This is a genomic window from Pseudomonas sp. Leaf127 (assembly GCF_001423155.1).
GTDB classification, from domain to species: domain Bacteria; phylum Pseudomonadota; class Gammaproteobacteria; order Pseudomonadales; family Pseudomonadaceae; genus Aquipseudomonas; species Aquipseudomonas ovata.
The window spans coordinates 50,311-66,318 of record NZ_LMOA01000007.1 but is presented as its reverse complement, the minus strand read 5'-3'; the positions used below and the strand labels follow the sequence as shown (position 1 = coordinate 66,318).

Sequence of the window (16,008 nt, the reverse complement as noted above, 5' to 3'; positions counted from 1 at the left end):
GGTGTGTCTTCAGCCGTTGTACTGCAGGGTCTGGATCAACAGGTGAGTGAGGGGAGGCTCGACTGTGCAGGCTCAAGTAAAGGTGATGATCGCTCAGCGCATGCCAGCCTGCATCAGGTGTGCAGGCTGGCGTATGCGGCTCACTGAAATGGCTGCAACGCATTGCCACGCGTGCCCTTGAGCTGGCACACGGCGGTGGGCTTGACCAGCCCGAAGGTGGACACCGCCATCATCCCGCCAGTGGTACCGCTGGGCACCGAGCAGTTGTAGTCGCCGGCCGAAGTCCTGGCGGTGAAGTAGGTCTGCATGGAGTCGCTGCGCACATTGGACACGCGTGAGACCGACTCGCCGGTGTTGGTTTCGGCCAGGGTCTTGAGGTGATCCTCGGTGGGCTTCATATTGCTGCACCCGGCAACAGCGATGAACAGGGCGCTCAGCAGGGCAAGACGGGTAGCAGGGGCATGCAGTTTCATCGGACTTCTTCCTTGGGCTATCGGTTTTTTCGACGCGCAACGAGGCCTCGCATGGGCGATTTGCCGTGCGTGCGCTGCGTTGAATGGGTGAGAAAAACTATAACGATGCCCCGTGCCCCGGTCATTAGCACACGTGTACTAGTGGCCAATGCCTATCAGCCAAGGTGATTTCATGACCTTTGCAGGTGATCCCGTAGGAGCGACCACCGGTCGCGAAAGCTGCGGCACAGGCGCAGCAGGGGGCTGGCTGGGCTGGCTTCTTCGCGACCGTTGGTCGCTCCTACGCAGTTGATGAGACCGATGGATTCTAGGCCCGCCGCTGGTGYTTCTTCAGGCGATAGGCAAATTCAGGCCCAGCAAGAACGGCACGATCCCGTAGGAGCGACCGGTCGCGAAAGCTRCRSCACAGGCGCRGCAGGGGGCTGGCTTCTTCGCGATCGTTGGTCGCTCCTACGCAATTGATGAGACCGATGGATTCTGGACCCGCCGCTGGTGCTTCTTCAGGCGATAGGCAAATTCAGGCCCAGCAAGAAAAGCTGCGGCACAGGCGCAGCAGGGGGCTGGCTGGGCTGGCTTCTTCGCGACCGTTGGTCGCTCCTACGCAGTTGATGAGACCGATGGATTCTGGCCCCGCCGCTGGTGTTTCTTCAGGCGATAGGCAAATTGCGCACGGCTGAGGCCCAGCAAGCGGGCGGCGGCGGCCAGGTTGCCGGCACTGTGCTGCAAGGCCTCGGTGACCAGCCGCGCCTCCAGCCCTTCGATAGAGAAGCCCGGGTCCTGCTGCCCCAATGTTTCCAGTAACGCTGGCGCTGCGGTGGCAGCCGAGGCGGCCTGGCGCAGGGCGGCGGTCGACAGGCTGCCGTGGCCGTCGACTTCGTAAGGGTCCGATGGCATCGGTTCATTGCGAAACAGGTGCACCAGATCAATGGGCTGGCCGTCATCGCTGGCAATCAGGCCGCGCTCGATCAGGTTCTGCAGCTCGCGCACGTTGCCCGGAAAGGGGTAGCGCAGCAGTACCTTGAGCGCCCGCATGGTCAGACCGGCCGGGGTGCGCGCATAGTCCTGGCAAAAGCGCTTGAGAAACGCGTCGATCAGCAACGGAATGTCATCGCGGCGTTCGCGCAGCGGTGGCAGGGCGATGGGGTAGACATTGAGGCGGTAGAACAGGTCTTCGCGAAAGGAGCCATCCGCCACCGCCTGGCGCAGGTCGATATTGGTGGCCGCCACCACACGCACATCCACCTTGATCTCGCGCACCCCGCCGATGCGTTCGATTTCCCGTTCCTGCAAGGCACGCAGCAACTTGCTTTGCCCCGGCAGGCTCAGGCAGGTGATTTCGTCGAGAAACAGCGTCCCGCCCTGGGCGCGCTCGAAGCGCCCGGGCCTTGAATGCGTAGCGCCGGTGTAGGCCCCGCGCTCGACCCCGAACAACTCGGCTTCGATCAGGTTGTCCGGAATCGCCGCACAATTGAGGGCCACGAAGGGGCTGTCACGCCGTCGGCTAAGCTGGTGCAGCTGGCGGGCAAACATTTCCTTGCCCACCCCGGACTCGCCGCTGATCAGCACGGTGGCCGGGGTCAGGGCGACCCGCTGCAGCGCCTGGCTGGCGGCATTGAAGGCGGCGCTGGCGCCGATCAGGGTCGGTGGCGCGCTGCCCGTTGCGGCTTTGGCTGGCGGTGTGCCGGGTTGGAGCGCGACGTCGGGGCGGGGCACGGCCTGCGAGGCATTCAGGTAGCCCAGGTCCTGCCCGACATCGCCCCACTGTTCGGCAGTCTTGCCGATGACCCGGCAACAGTCGTGGCCCATGCCGCGGCACTGCACCTCGCGAAAAATCACCATCTGCCCGAACAGGCCACTGACAAAACCGATGGCGTAGCCGATTTCGGTCCAGCACACCGGGTCCTGGCCAATGCCGTAGGCGGCCAGATGCTCATCGGCCTCGCAGGAGTGGTGCCAGAGAAACTCGCCTTCATAGAAGCCCGAATCAGCGTCGAACTTGAAGTGCAGCGGTTGCACCTTGGCCATGCCTTCGAGGGTGTGCAGGTGGGTGCCGGCGCGAAACACCGCGGCGGCATCGGCATGCGGCCAGCGCTCGCGGATCAGCCGTGCGTCGCGGGCGCCGCAGCCGTAACCGGTGCGGGTGAACAGGCCACGCGCCTGCTCCAGCCCCAGGCGTTCGATGATCTCGCGGCGCAAGGCGCCGAACGAAGAGCTGTGCAACAGCAGCATGCGCTGGTCATTGAGCCAGATACGCCCGTCTTCGGGAGAAAAGAACAGGCAGTCGGTCAGCTCGGCCGGGGTGGGCGAGCTGCTGTCGCTCAATTGCCGGCTGTCGCCGCGCGGGTGGTAGTCGGCAGGGTCAGGCTGGGCATCGTGAGGGTGAGTCATGGTTCGGCCCCTGTAACGCTGGGTTAACGATATGAACAACCGGCGAGATAGTTATTAAACATAACCTTCTCAAATGAACAAGCGTCTGGTTGCAGGTTTTTACCGGGCCTGAGCAGCAGGCCGGGGTGCGAGCCGTGCAAAGCCGCCGGGCAGACGCATCGACCTTTTATTTTCGAAGGCCGGCTGCCCGACGGCACAGCCCTTGCTCAAGGCTTGTTGCGGCGTTTGTACCGTTCAAGACCGGTGCAAGCGATGACAATGATAAGAACCGGAGTTGCCATGTCAGTGACTGAAACCACCCCTTTTTTGCACCGTGCGCTTACGTGCGAATGCCTGTTCAACGGCGACTGGATTCCCGGCTCGGGAACCGTGCTGCCGGTGATCGAACCCGCCAACGGCGAGCCCTTGATGCGCTGCGCCATGGCCACGCCCGACGACATGGCCCAAGCCTGCGAGCAGGCCGCGAAGGCCCAGCCGGCCTGGGCCGCGCTGGGCCCGCGTGAACGCGCCGAGATTTTTCGCAAGGCGGCTGCCGTGGCGCAGCAGGCCTTTGCCGAGCTGGCACTGTATGTGGCCCGGGAAACCGGCGGCGCCTTGTTCAAGGGCGAACATGAAGTGCGCGAGGCCATCGTGCTGCTGCACCAGGCGGCAGGGTTGTTGTCGCAACCGCACGGGCTGGTGCTGCCCAGCGCCGCAGGGCGGTTGTCATACGCCAAGCGCCTGCCGCACGGGGTGGTCGGGGTGATCTCGCCGTTCAATTTCCCGCTGATCCTGTCGTTGCGCTCGGTGGCACCGGCGCTGGCCGCCGGCAATGCGGTAGTGCTCAAGCCCGACCCGCAGACACCGGTCAGCGGCGGTTTTCTCATCGCCCGGCTGTTCGAGGCGGCCGGCCTGCCCAAGGGACTGTTACAGGTGTTGCCAGGCGATGCCCCGGTGGGTGAGGCGCTGTGCCGTGACCCGCATGTGCGCATGATCGCCTTTACCGGCTCGACCGACGCCGGGCGCAAGGTGGCCGCCGTGGCCGGGCAGAGCCTGAAAAAAGTGGCGCTGGAACTGGGCGGCAAGAACCCGCTGATCATTCTCGAAGACGCCGACCTGGACCAGGCCGCCAATAATGCGGCCTGGGGCGCCTGGCTGCATCAAGGGCAGATCTGCATGGCCACCGGTCTGATCCTGGTGCATGAGTCCATCGCCGAGGCATTCATCCGCAAGCTGGTGGCCAAGGCCCGGGCGCTGACCGTGGGCAATGCCGCCCGTGGCGAAGCGGCGCTGGGGCCGTTGATCAACGCGCGGCAGTTGCAGCGCGTGCACGACATCGTCAATGACAGTGTGCAGGCCGGTGCCCGGCTGGAAACGGGGGGCGACTACGACCGGCTGTTCTACCAGCCCACCGTGCTCAGCGGGGTGCGTCCGGGCATGCGGGCGTTCAAGCACGAGATCTTCGGCCCGGTGGCGGTGGTGGTCAGTTTTGCCAGCGACGAAGAGGCCATCGAACTGGCCAACCGTACCGAATACGGCCTGGCGGCGGCGGTGATCTCGCCTTCGGTGGGGCGCGCCATGGCCATCGGCGAGCAGCTTGACTGCGGCCTGCTGCACATCAACGACCAGACCGTGGCCGACGAATGCAGCAACCCCTTTGGCGGACGTGGCGCCTCCGGCAATGGCGGCAGCGTGGGCGGGCCGGCCGACTGGGACGAATACAGCCAGTGGCAGTGGGTCACGGTCAAGAATGTGCCGCCTGCCTATCCCTTCTGATTCCCCTTTGCCTTACAACAATAAACAAGAGGGCTGAACATGAACCTGCACAATAAAACCCTGGTGGTGACTGGCGTGGCATCTGGCATTGGTGCCGAGGTGGCCCGGCTGGCGCGCTTTCAAGGCGCCCGCGTGATCGGCGTGGATCGCCATGAGCCGCAACTGACCCTGGACGGTTTCTTCCAGGCCGACCTCGGTGATGCAGCCAGCATCGAGGCGCTGGTGGCACGCCTGCCCGAGCGGGTCGATGCGCTGTGCAACATTGCGGGGGTGCCCGGCACGGCGCCGGTCGAGGCCGTGGCCACGGTCAATTACCTGGGCGTGCGTCACCTCTCCCAAAAGCTGCTACCGCGTCTGCCTGCCGGCAGCAGCATCGTCAATGTGGCCTCGGTGTTGGGCGCACAATGGCCGCAACGGCTTGAGCGGCACAAGGCCCTGGCGGCCACCCGCGACCACGCCGAGGCCTGTCAGTGGCTGGCGGCCAACCCGGTGGCGCAGGACGGTTGCTATCAGTACTTCAAGGAAGCGCTGATCGTCTGGAGCTTTGCGCAATCGCAGGCCTGGTTTCGCGACCACGGCGTGCGCCTGAACTGCGTGGCGCCGGGGCCGGTGTTCACGCCCATCCTGGGGGATTTTGTCAGCATGCTCGGGCCTGAGCGGGTGGCGCAGGACAGCACGCGCATGACGCGCCCGGCGCTGGCTGACGAGGTGGCGGCGGTGATTGCCTTTCTGTGCTCGGACGCGTCGCGCTGGGTCAATGGCGTCAACCTGCCGGTGGACGGAGGGCTGGCCGCGACCTATGTCTAGGGGCGTCGACAGCGTTTGACAACCCGCACCTCTGCGGCGCCTGTTGCACCGCTGTCGCCAGCAGAGCTGCCTCCCACAGGACTGTGGGGTCTTGAACAACAACAAAAATACAGGACTTACAAGATGCTCAAGCCATTCTTGCGGATCGTTGCGCCCATGACATTGTGTGCATTGTCGTCAGCCACCCAGGCCTATGACTTGCCCGGCCTCAATCTGGGCAGCACCAGCTTCTATGACGGCTCACCGGCGCCGGCCGGCCCTGGCTGGTACCTGGAGGAGTACCTGACGTATTCCCGGGCCAGCCGTTTCAACGACGCCAATGGCAACAAACTGCCATTGCCCCGGCAGGACCTGGAAGTGGTGGCGCCGACCACGCAGATCATCTATGTGGGCCAGCCGCTGGCCAACGGCGCCATGCCGGGCATTACCGTCATCAATACTTCGCTGGCACATGTCGATGTCGACGATGGCCTGAACAATGCGGCGCTCAGTTCCCGCGCAGGTTTTGGTGATGTCATCGTCGGCCCTTTCCTGCAACTGCCGACCCTGACCCGCGCCGATGGCAGTCCCTTGCTGACCCAGCGGGTCGAGGTCGACGTGGCGATTCCGGTGGGCCGCTACGATCGCCGGCGTTCGATCAACCCCGGCAGCAACTTCTGGTCGTTCAATCCGTACTACGCCGCCACCTACTGGTTCAATCCCAAGTGGTCGGCCAGCGGGCGCTTCATGTACCTGTGGAACGGCAAGAACGATGACCCTCAAGTCGCTTTCGGCGAAGTCTCCGACACCCAGGCCGGTCAGGCGCTGCACGCCAACCTGACGTTGCAGTACGCCATCGACCAGTCGCTGAGCCTGGGGCTCAATGGCTATTGGTTGAAGCAGATCACCGACACCGAGGTCGACGGCCACGCCGTCAGCGGGCGCCGGGAAAAGGTCTGGGCCATCGGCCCGGGGCTGGTGTATGCGTTCAACAAGGAGAACGTGCTGTCGGTCAATGCCTACTTCGAGCAGGAAGCGGAAAACCGCACCCAAGGCAACAAGATGGTGCTCAATTGGTTGCATAAATTCTAGGTCTGTCGCGGGTCATTCAATAGCGCGTGCTGCATGAATTGCATCCATAATGCGCCCTGGCCGCCCTTTGACAGAGGGCGCCAGGATTTCATGCAAATGCCGCCTTGCGAAGGGTCAGGCAGCCGTGACTTGACCGCATAAAAGGGCCTGGTGTGAAAGAAATACGCTCGCAGTGGAGCAGGGAGTGGGTCGCACGCAAATTTCCCGATAAATCCCAATGGCCGCGCATACAGCGCCTGCTGCGCTTTGGCGGTGGCGCCTGTGTGTTGCATGGCCTGGGCTGGGGCATCTATTACGCCAGCCACGGCATGGATGTGCTGGCGTTACTGTTGTTTGCGCTGATGCTGCTAGGGTCGGCCTGCCTGTACCTGTCCAGAAAACTGGAGCGCTTCTCGCTGGGCACCATTGCCCATGTACTGGTGCTCATGACGTTGTTTGCCAGCATCGCCGACACACCGACGGCGGCGATTTCCCGCTCGACGCATCTGTTCTTCATTCCCATTGGCGCGGCGACGTTCTTGCTGTTTCGCAGCGAGGGTGTCTACCTGCGTTGGGTGTTCCCGAGCCTGTGTTTTGCCATGCTGGTGCTGCTGGCCATCCATCCGGTGAGTTTCGGTGCCCCGCTTGAACTGTTGCCGGCCGAGATTCATGAACTCGGTCATGCCTTGAATTGCCTCACGGCCATGGTGCTGACGATTGGTGTGCTGGCGATCTTTCGCGAGGACCTGAGCAGCAAGGTCGAGCAATACGCCGCGCTGGCCAGGGCCTTGGCCCAGCATGAACTGTGTGCCTTCATGCAACCGCAGGTCTCGGCGCAAGGCCGGATTATTGGCGCCGAAGTGTTGCTGCGCTGGGACCGACCTGGTCATGGCGTGCAGTCACCGGCCGAGTTCATCCCGCTGGCCGAAGAGACCGGGCTGATTCATGAAATCGGCCTGATGGTGCTGGAACTGGCCTGTCGGCACCTCAAGGCCTGGTCACAGTTACCCGGTGCCGATCACCTGATGCTGTCGGTCAATGTCAGCCCCTTGCAACTGGCCTCTCCCGGTTTTGTCGAGGATGTGCGTGCGATTCTGACCAGGGTCGGTGCCCCATCAAACCGCCTGCGCCTGGAAATGACCGAGTCCACCCTGGCCAGTGATCTGCAATTGATCGCCTCGAAAATGAAAGCCTTGCGCCAGGAGGGTATTTCCTGGTCGCTGGACGATTTCGGCACCGGCTTCTCATCGCTGTCCTTGCTGCAGGCGCTACCGCTGGATGAGCTCAAGATTGACCAGTCGTTCGTGAGCAACCTGGAAAACGACGCCAGCAAACGCGAACTGGTGAGAAAGATCATTGAAATGGCGGGTGTGCTCGGCGTGGCCACTATTGCCGAAGGTGTGGAAACCCCGGCGCAGCGTGATTGCCTGGCCGAAATGGGCTGCGTGGCCTTTCAGGGCTACCTGTTTGGTCGCCCTGTACCGGTGAGTGAATTTATCCAGGCTCAACAAACGTAGCCGATGGGCCGCAGTATGGCCATCGCGGCTGAAGCCGCTCCTACCGAATGTGCGTCATGCCTTGAGTCCGGGCGCTACACAAACCGTAGGAGCGACCAACGGTCGCGAAGGAGGCCGTCAAGCCGGCACCCTGCCGCGCCTGTACCGCAGCATTCGCGACCGGTGGTCGTTCCTGCGCGGTTGGCGTCAGACCCCCAGGTAACGTTGTGACAGTTCGGGGGTTTCGGCCAGTTGTGCAGGCGTGCCGTGCCAGACCTGGCGGCCTTTTTCAACGATGTGGTGGCAATCGACGACCCGGGCCATTTCCTTGAGGTTCTTGTCGATCACCAGGATCGTTTCCCCCTCGCTTTTCAGGCTCGCCAGGCAGCTCCAGATGGTTTCACGGATGATTGGCGCCAGGCCTTCGGTGGCTTCGTCGAGAATCAGCAGCTGCGGGTTGGTCAGCAGGGCGCGGGCGATCACCATCATCTGCTGCTCGCCCCCGGACAGGGTCTTGGACAACTGGTCCTGACGTTCCTGCAAACGCGGAAACAACTGATAGATGCGCGGCAGGTCCCATTTGCCCCTGGTGGCGGTGGCCAGCAGGTTTTCGCGCACGCTCAGGCTGCCGAAGCCGCGCCGGCCTTCCGGCACCAGGCCCAGGCCGGCCTGGGCGATGCGGTAGGGCGCGGCACCGCGCATTTCCCGGCCGTGAATCAGTACGCTGCCGGCGGTGGGCTTGAGCAGGCCCATGATCGACTTGACTGTGGTGGTCTTGCCCATGCCGTTGCGCCCGATCAGCGATACCACCTGGCCCTGCTCGATTTTCAGGTGCATGTCGAACAACACCTGGCTCAGGCCATAGCCGGCCTGCAATCCACTGACTTCAAGCATGTTCTTCTCCCAGGTAGGCGGCGCGCACGTGCGGGTCGTTGCGGATCTGTTCGACACTGCCGGTCAGGATGGTCTGGCCGTAGACCAGCACGGTGATGCGGTCGGCCAGGGCGAATACCGCGTCCATGTCGTGCTCGACCAGCAGAATCGAGTAACGCCCCTTGAGCGCCTGCAGCAGTTGGGTCATGCGTGCCGACTCCTCGGCGCCCATGCCGGCCATGGGTTCGTCCAGCAGCAGCACCGAGGCTTCCTGCGCCAGGGCCAGGGCGATTTCCAGTTGCCGGCGCTCACCGTGGGACAGCTCGTTTACCGGCGACTGACCCCGAGCCCCCAGATCCACGCGTTGCAGATAGGTTGCAGCCGCCTGCATCAGTTCCGGGTCGCTGCCCAGCGGCTTCCACATGCCAAAGGTCTTGCCCTCGCGGGCGGCGATGGCGATGGCGACGTTTTCGAGCAGCGTGAATTCCGGGTACAGCTGGCTGACCTGAAACGCCCGCGCCAGGCCCAGGCCGGGGCGCTTGTGGGCCGGCACCTGAGTGATGTCCTCACCCTTGAGCAGGATGCGGCCCTTGTCGGGAGTGATCTCGCCGGCAATCTGCGCGATCAGCGTCGACTTGCCGGCACCGTTGGGGCCGATGATGGCGTGCAGTTCACCCGGGGCAATATCAAAGCTGGCGTTGTTGGTGGCCTTGACCGCGCCGAAGGTTTTTTCCAGGTTCTGGATCGACAGTTGCGCATTCATTGCGGCACCTCGCTGTTGACGGCGGCGGTCGGGACCGGCGCCGGTTGTTTACGGCGCCGGGCGGGCAGGGGACTGAGCAGCAGTCCGTACAAGCCCTTCTTGCCGAACAGCACCACCGCCAGCAGGATGGGGCCGAAGATCAGCAGCCAGTGCTCGGTCCACAGGCTCAGGACCTGCTCCAGGCCCAGGTACACCGCCGCGCCCAGGATCGGGCCGAGCAGGGTGCCGACGCCGCCGAGGATCACCATCGCCATCAACTCACCGGATTTGTGCCAGGCGCCCATGTCGGGGCTGACGAACATGGCGTAGTTGGCCCAGAGAATGCCGGCCAGGCCGCCGCCGACACCGGCAATCACAAACGCCGTCAGCCGGTAGCGCAGCGGGTGCAGGCCCAGGCTGATACTGCGCCGTTCACTCTGCTTGAGGCCGCGCAGTACATAGCCGAAGCGCGAGTTGACCAGGCGCCGGCAGAACAGCAGCCAGGCCACCAGCAACCCCAGGCACAGGTAATAGAACTGCACCGGGCTGTCCATATCCAGCCCCGGCACGGCGTTGCGTTCGGTGAGCAGGATGCCGTCGTCGCCGCCGTACAGCGACAGCGAACTGAGCACGAAGTACAGCATCTGCCCGAACGCCAGGGTGATCATGATGAACTGCACGCCACTGGTACGCAGCGACAGGTAGCCGGTCACCAGCGCAAACAGCGCGCAGACCAGCAGCGACAGCGGCCAGACCACCAGCGCGCTGCTCGAACCTTCCCAGCCCCACAGCGGCATGGCCTGGGCAGTATGAAAGCCGACGATGCCGACCACATAGCCGCCCAGGCCAAAGAACGCGGCATGGCCGAAGCTGATCATCGCGCCGTAGCCGATCAGCAGGTCCAGGCTGGCGGCTGCCATGCCGTAGATGGCCAGGCGGGTAAACAGGCTGACCAGAAACGGTTCATCAAGCAACGAGGCCAGCAGTGGTAGCAGGGCAAAGACGGCAAGGCACAACAAGTCAATCAGGACTCGACGAGACATGGGTTTCTCCTAGGCGCGCGCAGGCAGCAGGCCGCGCGGACGGACCAGCAGCACGATGGCCATGACGATGTAGGCGCTGGCGGAAATCAGCCCGCCGCTCAAGGTGCCGCTGATCTGCGCCGGCACCAGTTGGTCGAGCAGCTGCGGGATATAGGCCCGGCCCAGACCGTCGACCATGCCGATCAGCAGGGCGCCGGCCAGGGCGCCACGCACCGAGCCGACACCGCCCACGACAATGACCACGAAGGTGGTGATCAGCACTTTTTCGCCCATGCCGATTTCCACCGACAAGAGCGGCGCGGCCATGAACCCGGCCAGCCCGCACAAGACGCAGCCAAAGACGAACACCAGGGTGTACAGGCGCGAAATGTTGACGCCCAGCGCGCCGACCATTTCATGGTCATCGGCCCCGGCGCGGATCAGCATGCCCAGGCGCGTGTGGTTGATCAGCAGCCACATGGCGATGGCCACCACGATGCCGGCAGCGATGAACAACAGGCGGCTGACCGGGTACATCAGGCCGGGCAACACTTCGACAAAGGTGCCATACCACTCGGGCGTGGGCATGGCCGGCGGGCTGCGGCCGAACAGCACGGTGATCAGCTCGTTGGTGAAGAACACCACCGCGAGGGTCGCCAGCACCTGGTCGAGGTGGTCGCGGGTGTAGAGGCGACGCATGATGCCGGTCTCGATCACCAGTCCGTACAGCGCCGAGCCTGCAATCGCTGCCAGACCCGCCAGCCAGAACGAGCCGCTGGCCGAGGCGGTGTAGGCCGCGCAGAAGGCCCCGACCATGTAGAACGCGCCGTGCGCCAGGTTGATGACACCCATGATGCCGAAGATCAGCGTCAGGCCCGAAGCCAGCAGGAACAGCAGGGCGCTGTACTGCAGGCCGTTGAGGATTTGTTCAAGTAGCAGCATGCTGAAAAGTCCTACGCAAAGTGCCGGCCCCCGAAGGGGCCGGCACGCGGCCCAAAAGTCGAATCACAGGGTGCATTCGGCGGCAAAGCTGTCCACTTGCGCGGTGGCGATGGTCTTGACCGGGACCTGTACCAGCTTGCCGTTGGCATCGGCCTCGACCCGCAGCAGGTACCAGTCGATGACCGCATGCTGGTTCTTGCCGAAAGCGAAGTTGCCGCGAATGGAGTCGAACTTGACGTTGCGCAGGGCATTACGGAAGGCATCGGCGTCCTTGACGTTGCCATCGACGGTTTTCAGGGCCGCACCGATCAGCCGGGCGGTGTCGTAGGCCTGCGCGGCATAGACGGTCGGCACACGCTTGTACTTGTCGGTGAAGGCCTTGACGAAGGCCTGGTTGGCCGGGTTGTCGGAGCCCGGGTTCCACAGGGTCACCACGTTGGTGCCCTTGGCGACATCGCCGGTGGCGGCGAGCATGCGTTCGTCCATCGAGAACACCGGCACCACCATCGGGATGGTCTTGCTCAGACCCGAGCTGCCGTACTGCTTGGCGAAGTTGATGCCGGCACCGCCCGGGTGGAATTCAAAGATGGCGTCCGGGGCCAGTGAGCGCACTCGTGCCAGTTCGACCGAGAAGTCCAGCTGGTTGAGCTTGGTGTAGATCTCGGTCACCTCGCCCTTGAAGGTGCGTTTGAAACCTTCCAGTGCATCGCGGCCGCCCTGGTAGTTGGGCGCCAGGATGACCATTTTCTTGTAGCCCAGGTCGTTGGCCGCGACCCCGGCCATCTCGTGAATGGTGTCGTTCTGGTAAGAGGCGACAAAGTAGTTGGGCTTGCACTGCTTGCCGGCCAGGTTCGAAGGACCGGTGTTGTTGCTGATATAGAAGCCGTCTTTGGTGGCGGTGTTGACTACGGCGGCCAGCACGTTGGAGAAGATCACCCCGGTGTACAGGGAAATACCGTCCAGGCTCATGCGGTCGACGATCTGCTTGGCCCGCGCCGGTTGCAGGCCGTCGTCCTCGACCACCAGATTGACCGGCACCCCGCCGAGCTTGCCGTTTTCCTGGTCGATGGCCAGTTGAAACGCGTCGCGGGAGTCTTCGCCCAGGTAGCCGGCCGGCGTCGACAGCGTGGTGATAAAGCCGATGCGCACCGGGTCCTGGGCCCAGGCCGACAGGCTCGTTGCGCCGCTGGCTGCCAGCAAGGTTGCCACCAATAGTGTTTTCATAATGCCGCCTTAATGAATCGCGCATCGCGCACGAAGTAGTTGTTAGTCGAGGGCAGTAAAAAAGGGTGAATCATGGGTAAACCGGCGCCTTGATTGTGGTTTTGGCTCTCCAGCGCCGGCGTGCAGGGTCAGGTGTTGCTTTCGGTGAATTTCTCGTAGTAAAGGCGCGTGCGCTCCAGCGTCTGGTCGGCCAGCCATTGCTTGATCGACTCGACCATCGGCGGCGGGCCGCACAGGTACATGTCCAGGTCCTGATCGCGAAACTCCGCCAGGTCGAAATGCTCGGTGATGTAGCCGCGCTTGCCGTCCCAGTCCGGGCTCGGGTCGCTGATCACCGGGGTGAAGCGAAAGCCCGGGATGCGCTCGGCGTAGCTGGCAATGCGCGCCGTTTCGCACAGGTCGGCGGCGTTGCGTACGCCGTAGTACAGGTGCACCGGCTGCCCGCAGCCGCGCTCGGCGATCTCGTCGAGCATGCCGAGGAAGGCTGACAGCCCGGTGCCGCCGGCCACGAACACCAGCGGTTTATCAACGTGACGCAGGTAGAAGGCCCCCAATGGCGCCTCAAGCAGGATTTCGTCGCCGATCACCGCATGCTCGCGGATGTAGTTGCTCATCAGCCCGTCCGGCAGCAGGCGGATCAGAAACTGCAACTGGTTGCTCTCATTGGGGCGGTTGGCAAACGAATACGAGCGCATGCCTTCACTGCCCGGCACTTGCAGCCGGGCGTACTGGCCGGGCAGGAAGTCGAGCTTCTGGCCGTCGACGCCAGCGTCCAGGTGCAGGATGGCGGTGTTGGGCGAAACCTGCTCGACCGCCCGCACAATGCTTTTGAGCCGGCCAGGCCCTGCGGCATTGCACAGGCTGGAATCGAAGTCGAAATAGAACGCCGCATCCGACTGCACCCGGGTCTGGCAGGTCAGCATCTTGCGTTCCAGCAGGTCCTGGGCCGACAGCGCTTCATCGTCGACATAATCCTGGCTGTACTGGCCCGATTCGCAGCGACCCTGGCAGGTGCCGCACACGCCCTCGCGGCAGTCGAGCGGAATATTGATGCCGTTGCGCAGCGCGGCATCAAGCAGGATTTCATGGGATTGCACCGGGAAAAACAGGGTTTTCCCGTCGGCAAAGCTGAATGCGACCTTGTGGCTCATATCCGGATGTCCGCGCGTCAGAGGTGATAGAAATCGAGCACCGAGTTAATGGTGTCGTTGAGCAGCACCACATGCTTGCGGCTGATCTTCCAGCTGTCGCCATCCGCCCGCAGGCGGTAGGTGGCGTGGCCGAAAAATGCCTCGGCGGTCTGCAGGCGGTAGTACAGGGTGTGCCAGTTGACCTTGACTTCGAGGTCGCCACCGTCCAGCTCAGCGATGCGCACGTTGTTGATCAGGTGCAAGGTACGCGGCATCGGAATGGTCGAGGCCGCCTTGCCGGTGCGGATGCGGAACACCCGGTCTTCCAGGCCGCCACGGTTGGGGTAGTAGATCAGCGACATGCCTTTCTTGGGGTCGGTGGTGTAGACGTGCTCCGAATCCCATTGCGGCAAATGAAACTCGCTGTCTTCGCTGAACATGGCCAGGTACGCATCCCAGTCCTGGCTGTCACAGGCCTGGGCATTGCGGTAGAAAAATTGCTCGATGCGGTATTGCAGTTGCGAATCCATGTTCATACCTCACGCAGTTTCAACGGTTGCTCTTCGGCGGCCTTGCGCGCCAGGCCTTCAAGCATGAAGCGCTGCCAGTTGCTGTGCTGGTTGACGTACAGCCCTTCGTGGGTGAATTCGGTGCCGGTCAGGGCCGGGGAGATGCCGATGGTTTCGCTGTTGGGCGTGGCGCCCTCGACCCACTTGCCTTCGCCGCGCGAAATGTCGCTCCAGCGCTCCAGGCGGGCCTGGAAGCCACGCTGCGCCTCGCGGAACTCCACCAGGTCATCGGGGGTGCCCATGCCGGAGACGTTGAAGAAGTCTTCGAACTGGCGGATGCGGTTTTCGCGGTCGGCATCCGACTCGCCGACCACGCCCAGGCAGAAGCTGTTGATCTCGGTCTTGTTCCAGGCCAGGGGGCGAATGATGCGCAGCTGCGAGCTGATCTGGTCGAGGAAGAACATGCTCGGGTAGATGTTCAGGTTGCGCAGCCGGTGCATCATCCACTCGGCCTTGCCCTGACCGTACTCTTCGAGCAGGCGCGGCATGATGGTGCTGTAGCCGGGGCGCACGGCCGGGTTGGGCATGTCGCTGAACAGCACGCTGTGGCCGTTGTGGAACGCGAACCAGCCGTCGTCGGTTTCCTTGTCGCCGGCGCCCAGCTTGCTGTAGTCCAGGGTGTCGGCCCCGGCGACGCCTTTTTCGGCGTTGACCTGCTGGCGGTGCTGCACGGTGGCCACATAGTTGTAGTGCACGGTGCTGACGTGATAACCGTCCAGGCCGTTTTCGTTCTGCAGCTTCCAGTTGCCGTCGTAGGTGTAGGCCGACTTGCCGGGCAGCACTTCCAGCTGGCCGGTGGGCGACTGGGCGACCATCATGTCGAAGAACACCTTGGCGTCGCCCAGGAAGTCTTCCAGCGAGTCGGTGCCTTCAACGTCCAGGCTGACGAACACAAAGCCCTTGTAGCTTTCGATGCGGGCCTTTTTCAGGCCGCGAGTGGCCTTGTCGAAGCCTTCGGAATACTCACCCGGCGCCTTGACCTTGACCAGGCGTCCGTCGCTCTTGTAGCACCAGGCATGGAAGGGGCAGGTGAAGGTCGACTGGTTGCCCTTGCCCACGCGGGTCAGGGTGGTGCCGCGGTGCTGGCAGGCGTTGATCAGGGCATTGAGGCGGCCTTCGCCGTCGCGGGTGATGATCAACGGCTGGCGCCCGGCGCGCATCGTCATGAAATCGTGCTTGTTGGCGATTTCACTTTCGTGGCAGGCGTAGATCCAGTTCTTTTCGAAAATCAGTTCCATTTCCAGGTCGAACAATTCAGGCTCGGTAAACATGTCGCGGGCAATACGGTAAACACCGTCGGCCGGGCGAAAGTCCAGGCAGCCTTCAATAAAGTGTTTCCATTGTTCCGGGCTTCTTGCACTGTTCATTTACGCTCACCTCGTTGTTGCGACTGGGTGCCATTAATAAGTTGCGTGTGGCTGGCATTAGACAAGGTGCCCCGAAACCGGTCTATCCGCTTTGTCGGCAAACACAGTCCATAAAGTGCGCGCCCCGGCCCGGCGGGCGATTCAGGGGCGGGTCAGGTACAAAACAAGTA

General features: G+C 63.2%; 14 protein-coding genes. 4 read left to right on the top strand and 10 right to left on the bottom strand.

Annotated elements, in window-relative coordinates; all coding sequences use genetic code 11:
• Window positions 1–140: 140 nt before the first annotated feature.
• Window positions 141–473: a hypothetical protein gene (locus ASF84_RS06915; RefSeq protein ID WP_056836599.1), complete on the bottom strand. Its 333-nt coding sequence runs from the start codon at window positions 471–473 to the stop codon at window positions 141–143.
• A gap of 597 nt (window positions 474–1,070) precedes the next feature.
• Window positions 1,071–2,861 carry a sigma-54-dependent Fis family transcriptional regulator gene (locus ASF84_RS06910; protein WP_056836597.1) on the bottom strand — a complete coding sequence of 597 codons (1,791 nt, stop codon included), beginning with the start codon at window positions 2,859–2,861 and terminating at the stop codon, window positions 1,071–1,073.
• 279 nt (window positions 2,862–3,140) lie between these two features.
• Between ASF84_RS06910 and ASF84_RS06905 the strand changes: the two genes are divergently transcribed.
• The 4 genes from ASF84_RS06905 (at window position 3,141) to ASF84_RS06890 (ending at window position 7,990) form a co-directional block, all read left to right on the top strand.
• Window positions 3,141–4,616 carry a benzaldehyde dehydrogenase gene (locus ASF84_RS06905; RefSeq protein WP_056836594.1) on the top strand — a complete coding sequence of 492 codons (1,476 nt, stop codon included), beginning with the start codon at window positions 3,141–3,143 and terminating at the stop codon, window positions 4,614–4,616.
• Window positions 4,617–4,655: 39 nt separating this feature from the next.
• On the top strand, window positions 4,656–5,423 hold the full coding sequence (locus ASF84_RS06900; protein ID WP_056836592.1) for a coniferyl-alcohol dehydrogenase: 768 nt from the start codon (window positions 4,656–4,658) through the stop codon (window positions 5,421–5,423).
• Between the two features lie 123 nt (window positions 5,424–5,546).
• A complete protein-coding gene (locus ASF84_RS06895) occupies window positions 5,547–6,494 on the top strand; it encodes a SphA family protein (RefSeq protein WP_056836589.1) in 948 nt (315 codons plus the stop codon).
• A gap of 152 nt (window positions 6,495–6,646) precedes the next feature.
• Window positions 6,647–7,990 carry a putative bifunctional diguanylate cyclase/phosphodiesterase gene (locus tag ASF84_RS06890; protein ID WP_056836587.1) on the top strand — a complete coding sequence of 448 codons (1,344 nt, stop codon included), beginning with the start codon at window positions 6,647–6,649 and terminating at the stop codon, window positions 7,988–7,990.
• 186 nt (window positions 7,991–8,176) lie between these two features.
• Here ASF84_RS06890 and ASF84_RS06885 read toward each other — a convergent pair whose 3' ends face one another.
• From ASF84_RS06885 to antA, 8 genes are all read right to left on the bottom strand, one after another.
• The gene (locus ASF84_RS06885; protein ID WP_056836585.1) at window positions 8,177–8,863 is read right to left on the bottom strand and encodes an ABC transporter ATP-binding protein; all 687 of its coding nucleotides are present in this window, start codon (window positions 8,861–8,863) and stop codon (window positions 8,177–8,179) included.
• Window positions 8,856–9,605: an ABC transporter ATP-binding protein gene (locus tag ASF84_RS06880; RefSeq protein WP_056836583.1), complete on the bottom strand. Its 750-nt coding sequence runs from the start codon at window positions 9,603–9,605 to the stop codon at window positions 8,856–8,858. Before ASF84_RS06880 ends, ASF84_RS06885 begins: the two co-directional genes overlap by 8 nt.
• Complete coding sequence (locus ASF84_RS06875) at window positions 9,602–10,627, bottom strand: branched-chain amino acid ABC transporter permease (RefSeq protein ID WP_056836581.1); 1,026 nt, start codon at window positions 10,625–10,627, stop codon at window positions 9,602–9,604. Before ASF84_RS06875 ends, ASF84_RS06880 begins: the two co-directional genes overlap by 4 nt.
• A gap of 9 nt (window positions 10,628–10,636) precedes the next feature.
• Complete coding sequence (locus ASF84_RS06870) at window positions 10,637–11,548, bottom strand: branched-chain amino acid ABC transporter permease (protein ID WP_056836579.1); 912 nt, start codon at window positions 11,546–11,548, stop codon at window positions 10,637–10,639.
• A 63-nt stretch (window positions 11,549–11,611) separates the two neighbouring features.
• The gene (locus tag ASF84_RS06865; RefSeq protein WP_056836578.1) at window positions 11,612–12,772 is read right to left on the bottom strand and encodes an ABC transporter substrate-binding protein; all 1,161 of its coding nucleotides are present in this window, start codon (window positions 12,770–12,772) and stop codon (window positions 11,612–11,614) included.
• A gap of 128 nt (window positions 12,773–12,900) precedes the next feature.
• Window positions 12,901–13,923, bottom strand: a complete 1,023-nt coding sequence (gene antC / locus ASF84_RS06860; RefSeq protein ID WP_056836576.1) for an anthranilate 1,2-dioxygenase electron transfer component AntC — start codon at window positions 13,921–13,923, stop codon at window positions 12,901–12,903.
• 17 nt (window positions 13,924–13,940) lie between these two features.
• Window positions 13,941–14,432 (bottom strand): anthranilate 1,2-dioxygenase small subunit, encoded by a 492-nt coding sequence (antB, locus tag ASF84_RS06855; RefSeq protein ID WP_056836684.1) that lies wholly within the window; start codon window positions 14,430–14,432, stop codon window positions 13,941–13,943.
• Window positions 14,433–14,434: 2 nt separating this feature from the next.
• Window positions 14,435–15,838, bottom strand: a complete 1,404-nt coding sequence (gene antA / locus ASF84_RS06850) for an anthranilate 1,2-dioxygenase large subunit (RefSeq protein ID WP_056836574.1) — start codon at window positions 15,836–15,838, stop codon at window positions 14,435–14,437.
• Window positions 15,839–16,008: the final 170 nt, after the last annotated feature.

Excerpts from the sequence above, each read along its gene's own strand:
- ASF84_RS06915 (WP_056836599.1), bottom strand. The coding sequence starts at position 473 with ATGAAACTGCATGCCCCTGCTACCCGTCTTGCCCTGCTGAGCGCCCTG.
- ASF84_RS06910 (WP_056836597.1), bottom strand. The coding sequence starts at position 2,861 with ATGACTCACCCTCACGATGCCCAGCCTGACCCTGCCGACTACCACCCG.
- ASF84_RS06905 (WP_056836594.1), top strand. The coding sequence starts at position 3,141 with ATGTCAGTGACTGAAACCACCCCTTTTTTGCACCGTGCGCTTACGTGC.
- ASF84_RS06900 (WP_056836592.1), top strand. The coding sequence starts at position 4,656 with ATGAACCTGCACAATAAAACCCTGGTGGTGACTGGCGTGGCATCTGGC.
- ASF84_RS06895 (WP_056836589.1), top strand. The coding sequence starts at position 5,547 with ATGCTCAAGCCATTCTTGCGGATCGTTGCGCCCATGACATTGTGTGCA.
- ASF84_RS06885 (WP_056836585.1), bottom strand. The coding sequence starts at position 8,863 with ATGCTTGAAGTCAGTGGATTGCAGGCCGGCTATGGCCTGAGCCAGGTG.
- ASF84_RS06880 (WP_056836583.1), bottom strand. The coding sequence starts at position 9,605 with ATGAATGCGCAACTGTCGATCCAGAACCTGGAAAAAACCTTCGGCGCG.
- ASF84_RS06875 (WP_056836581.1), bottom strand. The coding sequence starts at position 10,627 with ATGTCTCGTCGAGTCCTGATTGACTTGTTGTGCCTTGCCGTCTTTGCC.
- ASF84_RS06870 (WP_056836579.1), bottom strand. The coding sequence starts at position 11,548 with ATGCTGCTACTTGAACAAATCCTCAACGGCCTGCAGTACAGCGCCCTG.
- ASF84_RS06865 (WP_056836578.1), bottom strand. The coding sequence starts at position 12,772 with ATGAAAACACTATTGGTGGCAACCTTGCTGGCAGCCAGCGGCGCAACG.
- antC (WP_056836576.1), bottom strand. The coding sequence starts at position 13,923 with ATGAGCCACAAGGTCGCATTCAGCTTTGCCGACGGGAAAACCCTGTTT.
- antB (WP_056836684.1), bottom strand. The coding sequence starts at position 14,432 with ATGGATTCGCAACTGCAATACCGCATCGAGCAATTTTTCTACCGCAAT.
- antA (WP_056836574.1), bottom strand. The coding sequence starts at position 15,838 with ATGAACAGTGCAAGAAGCCCGGAACAATGGAAACACTTTATTGAAGGC.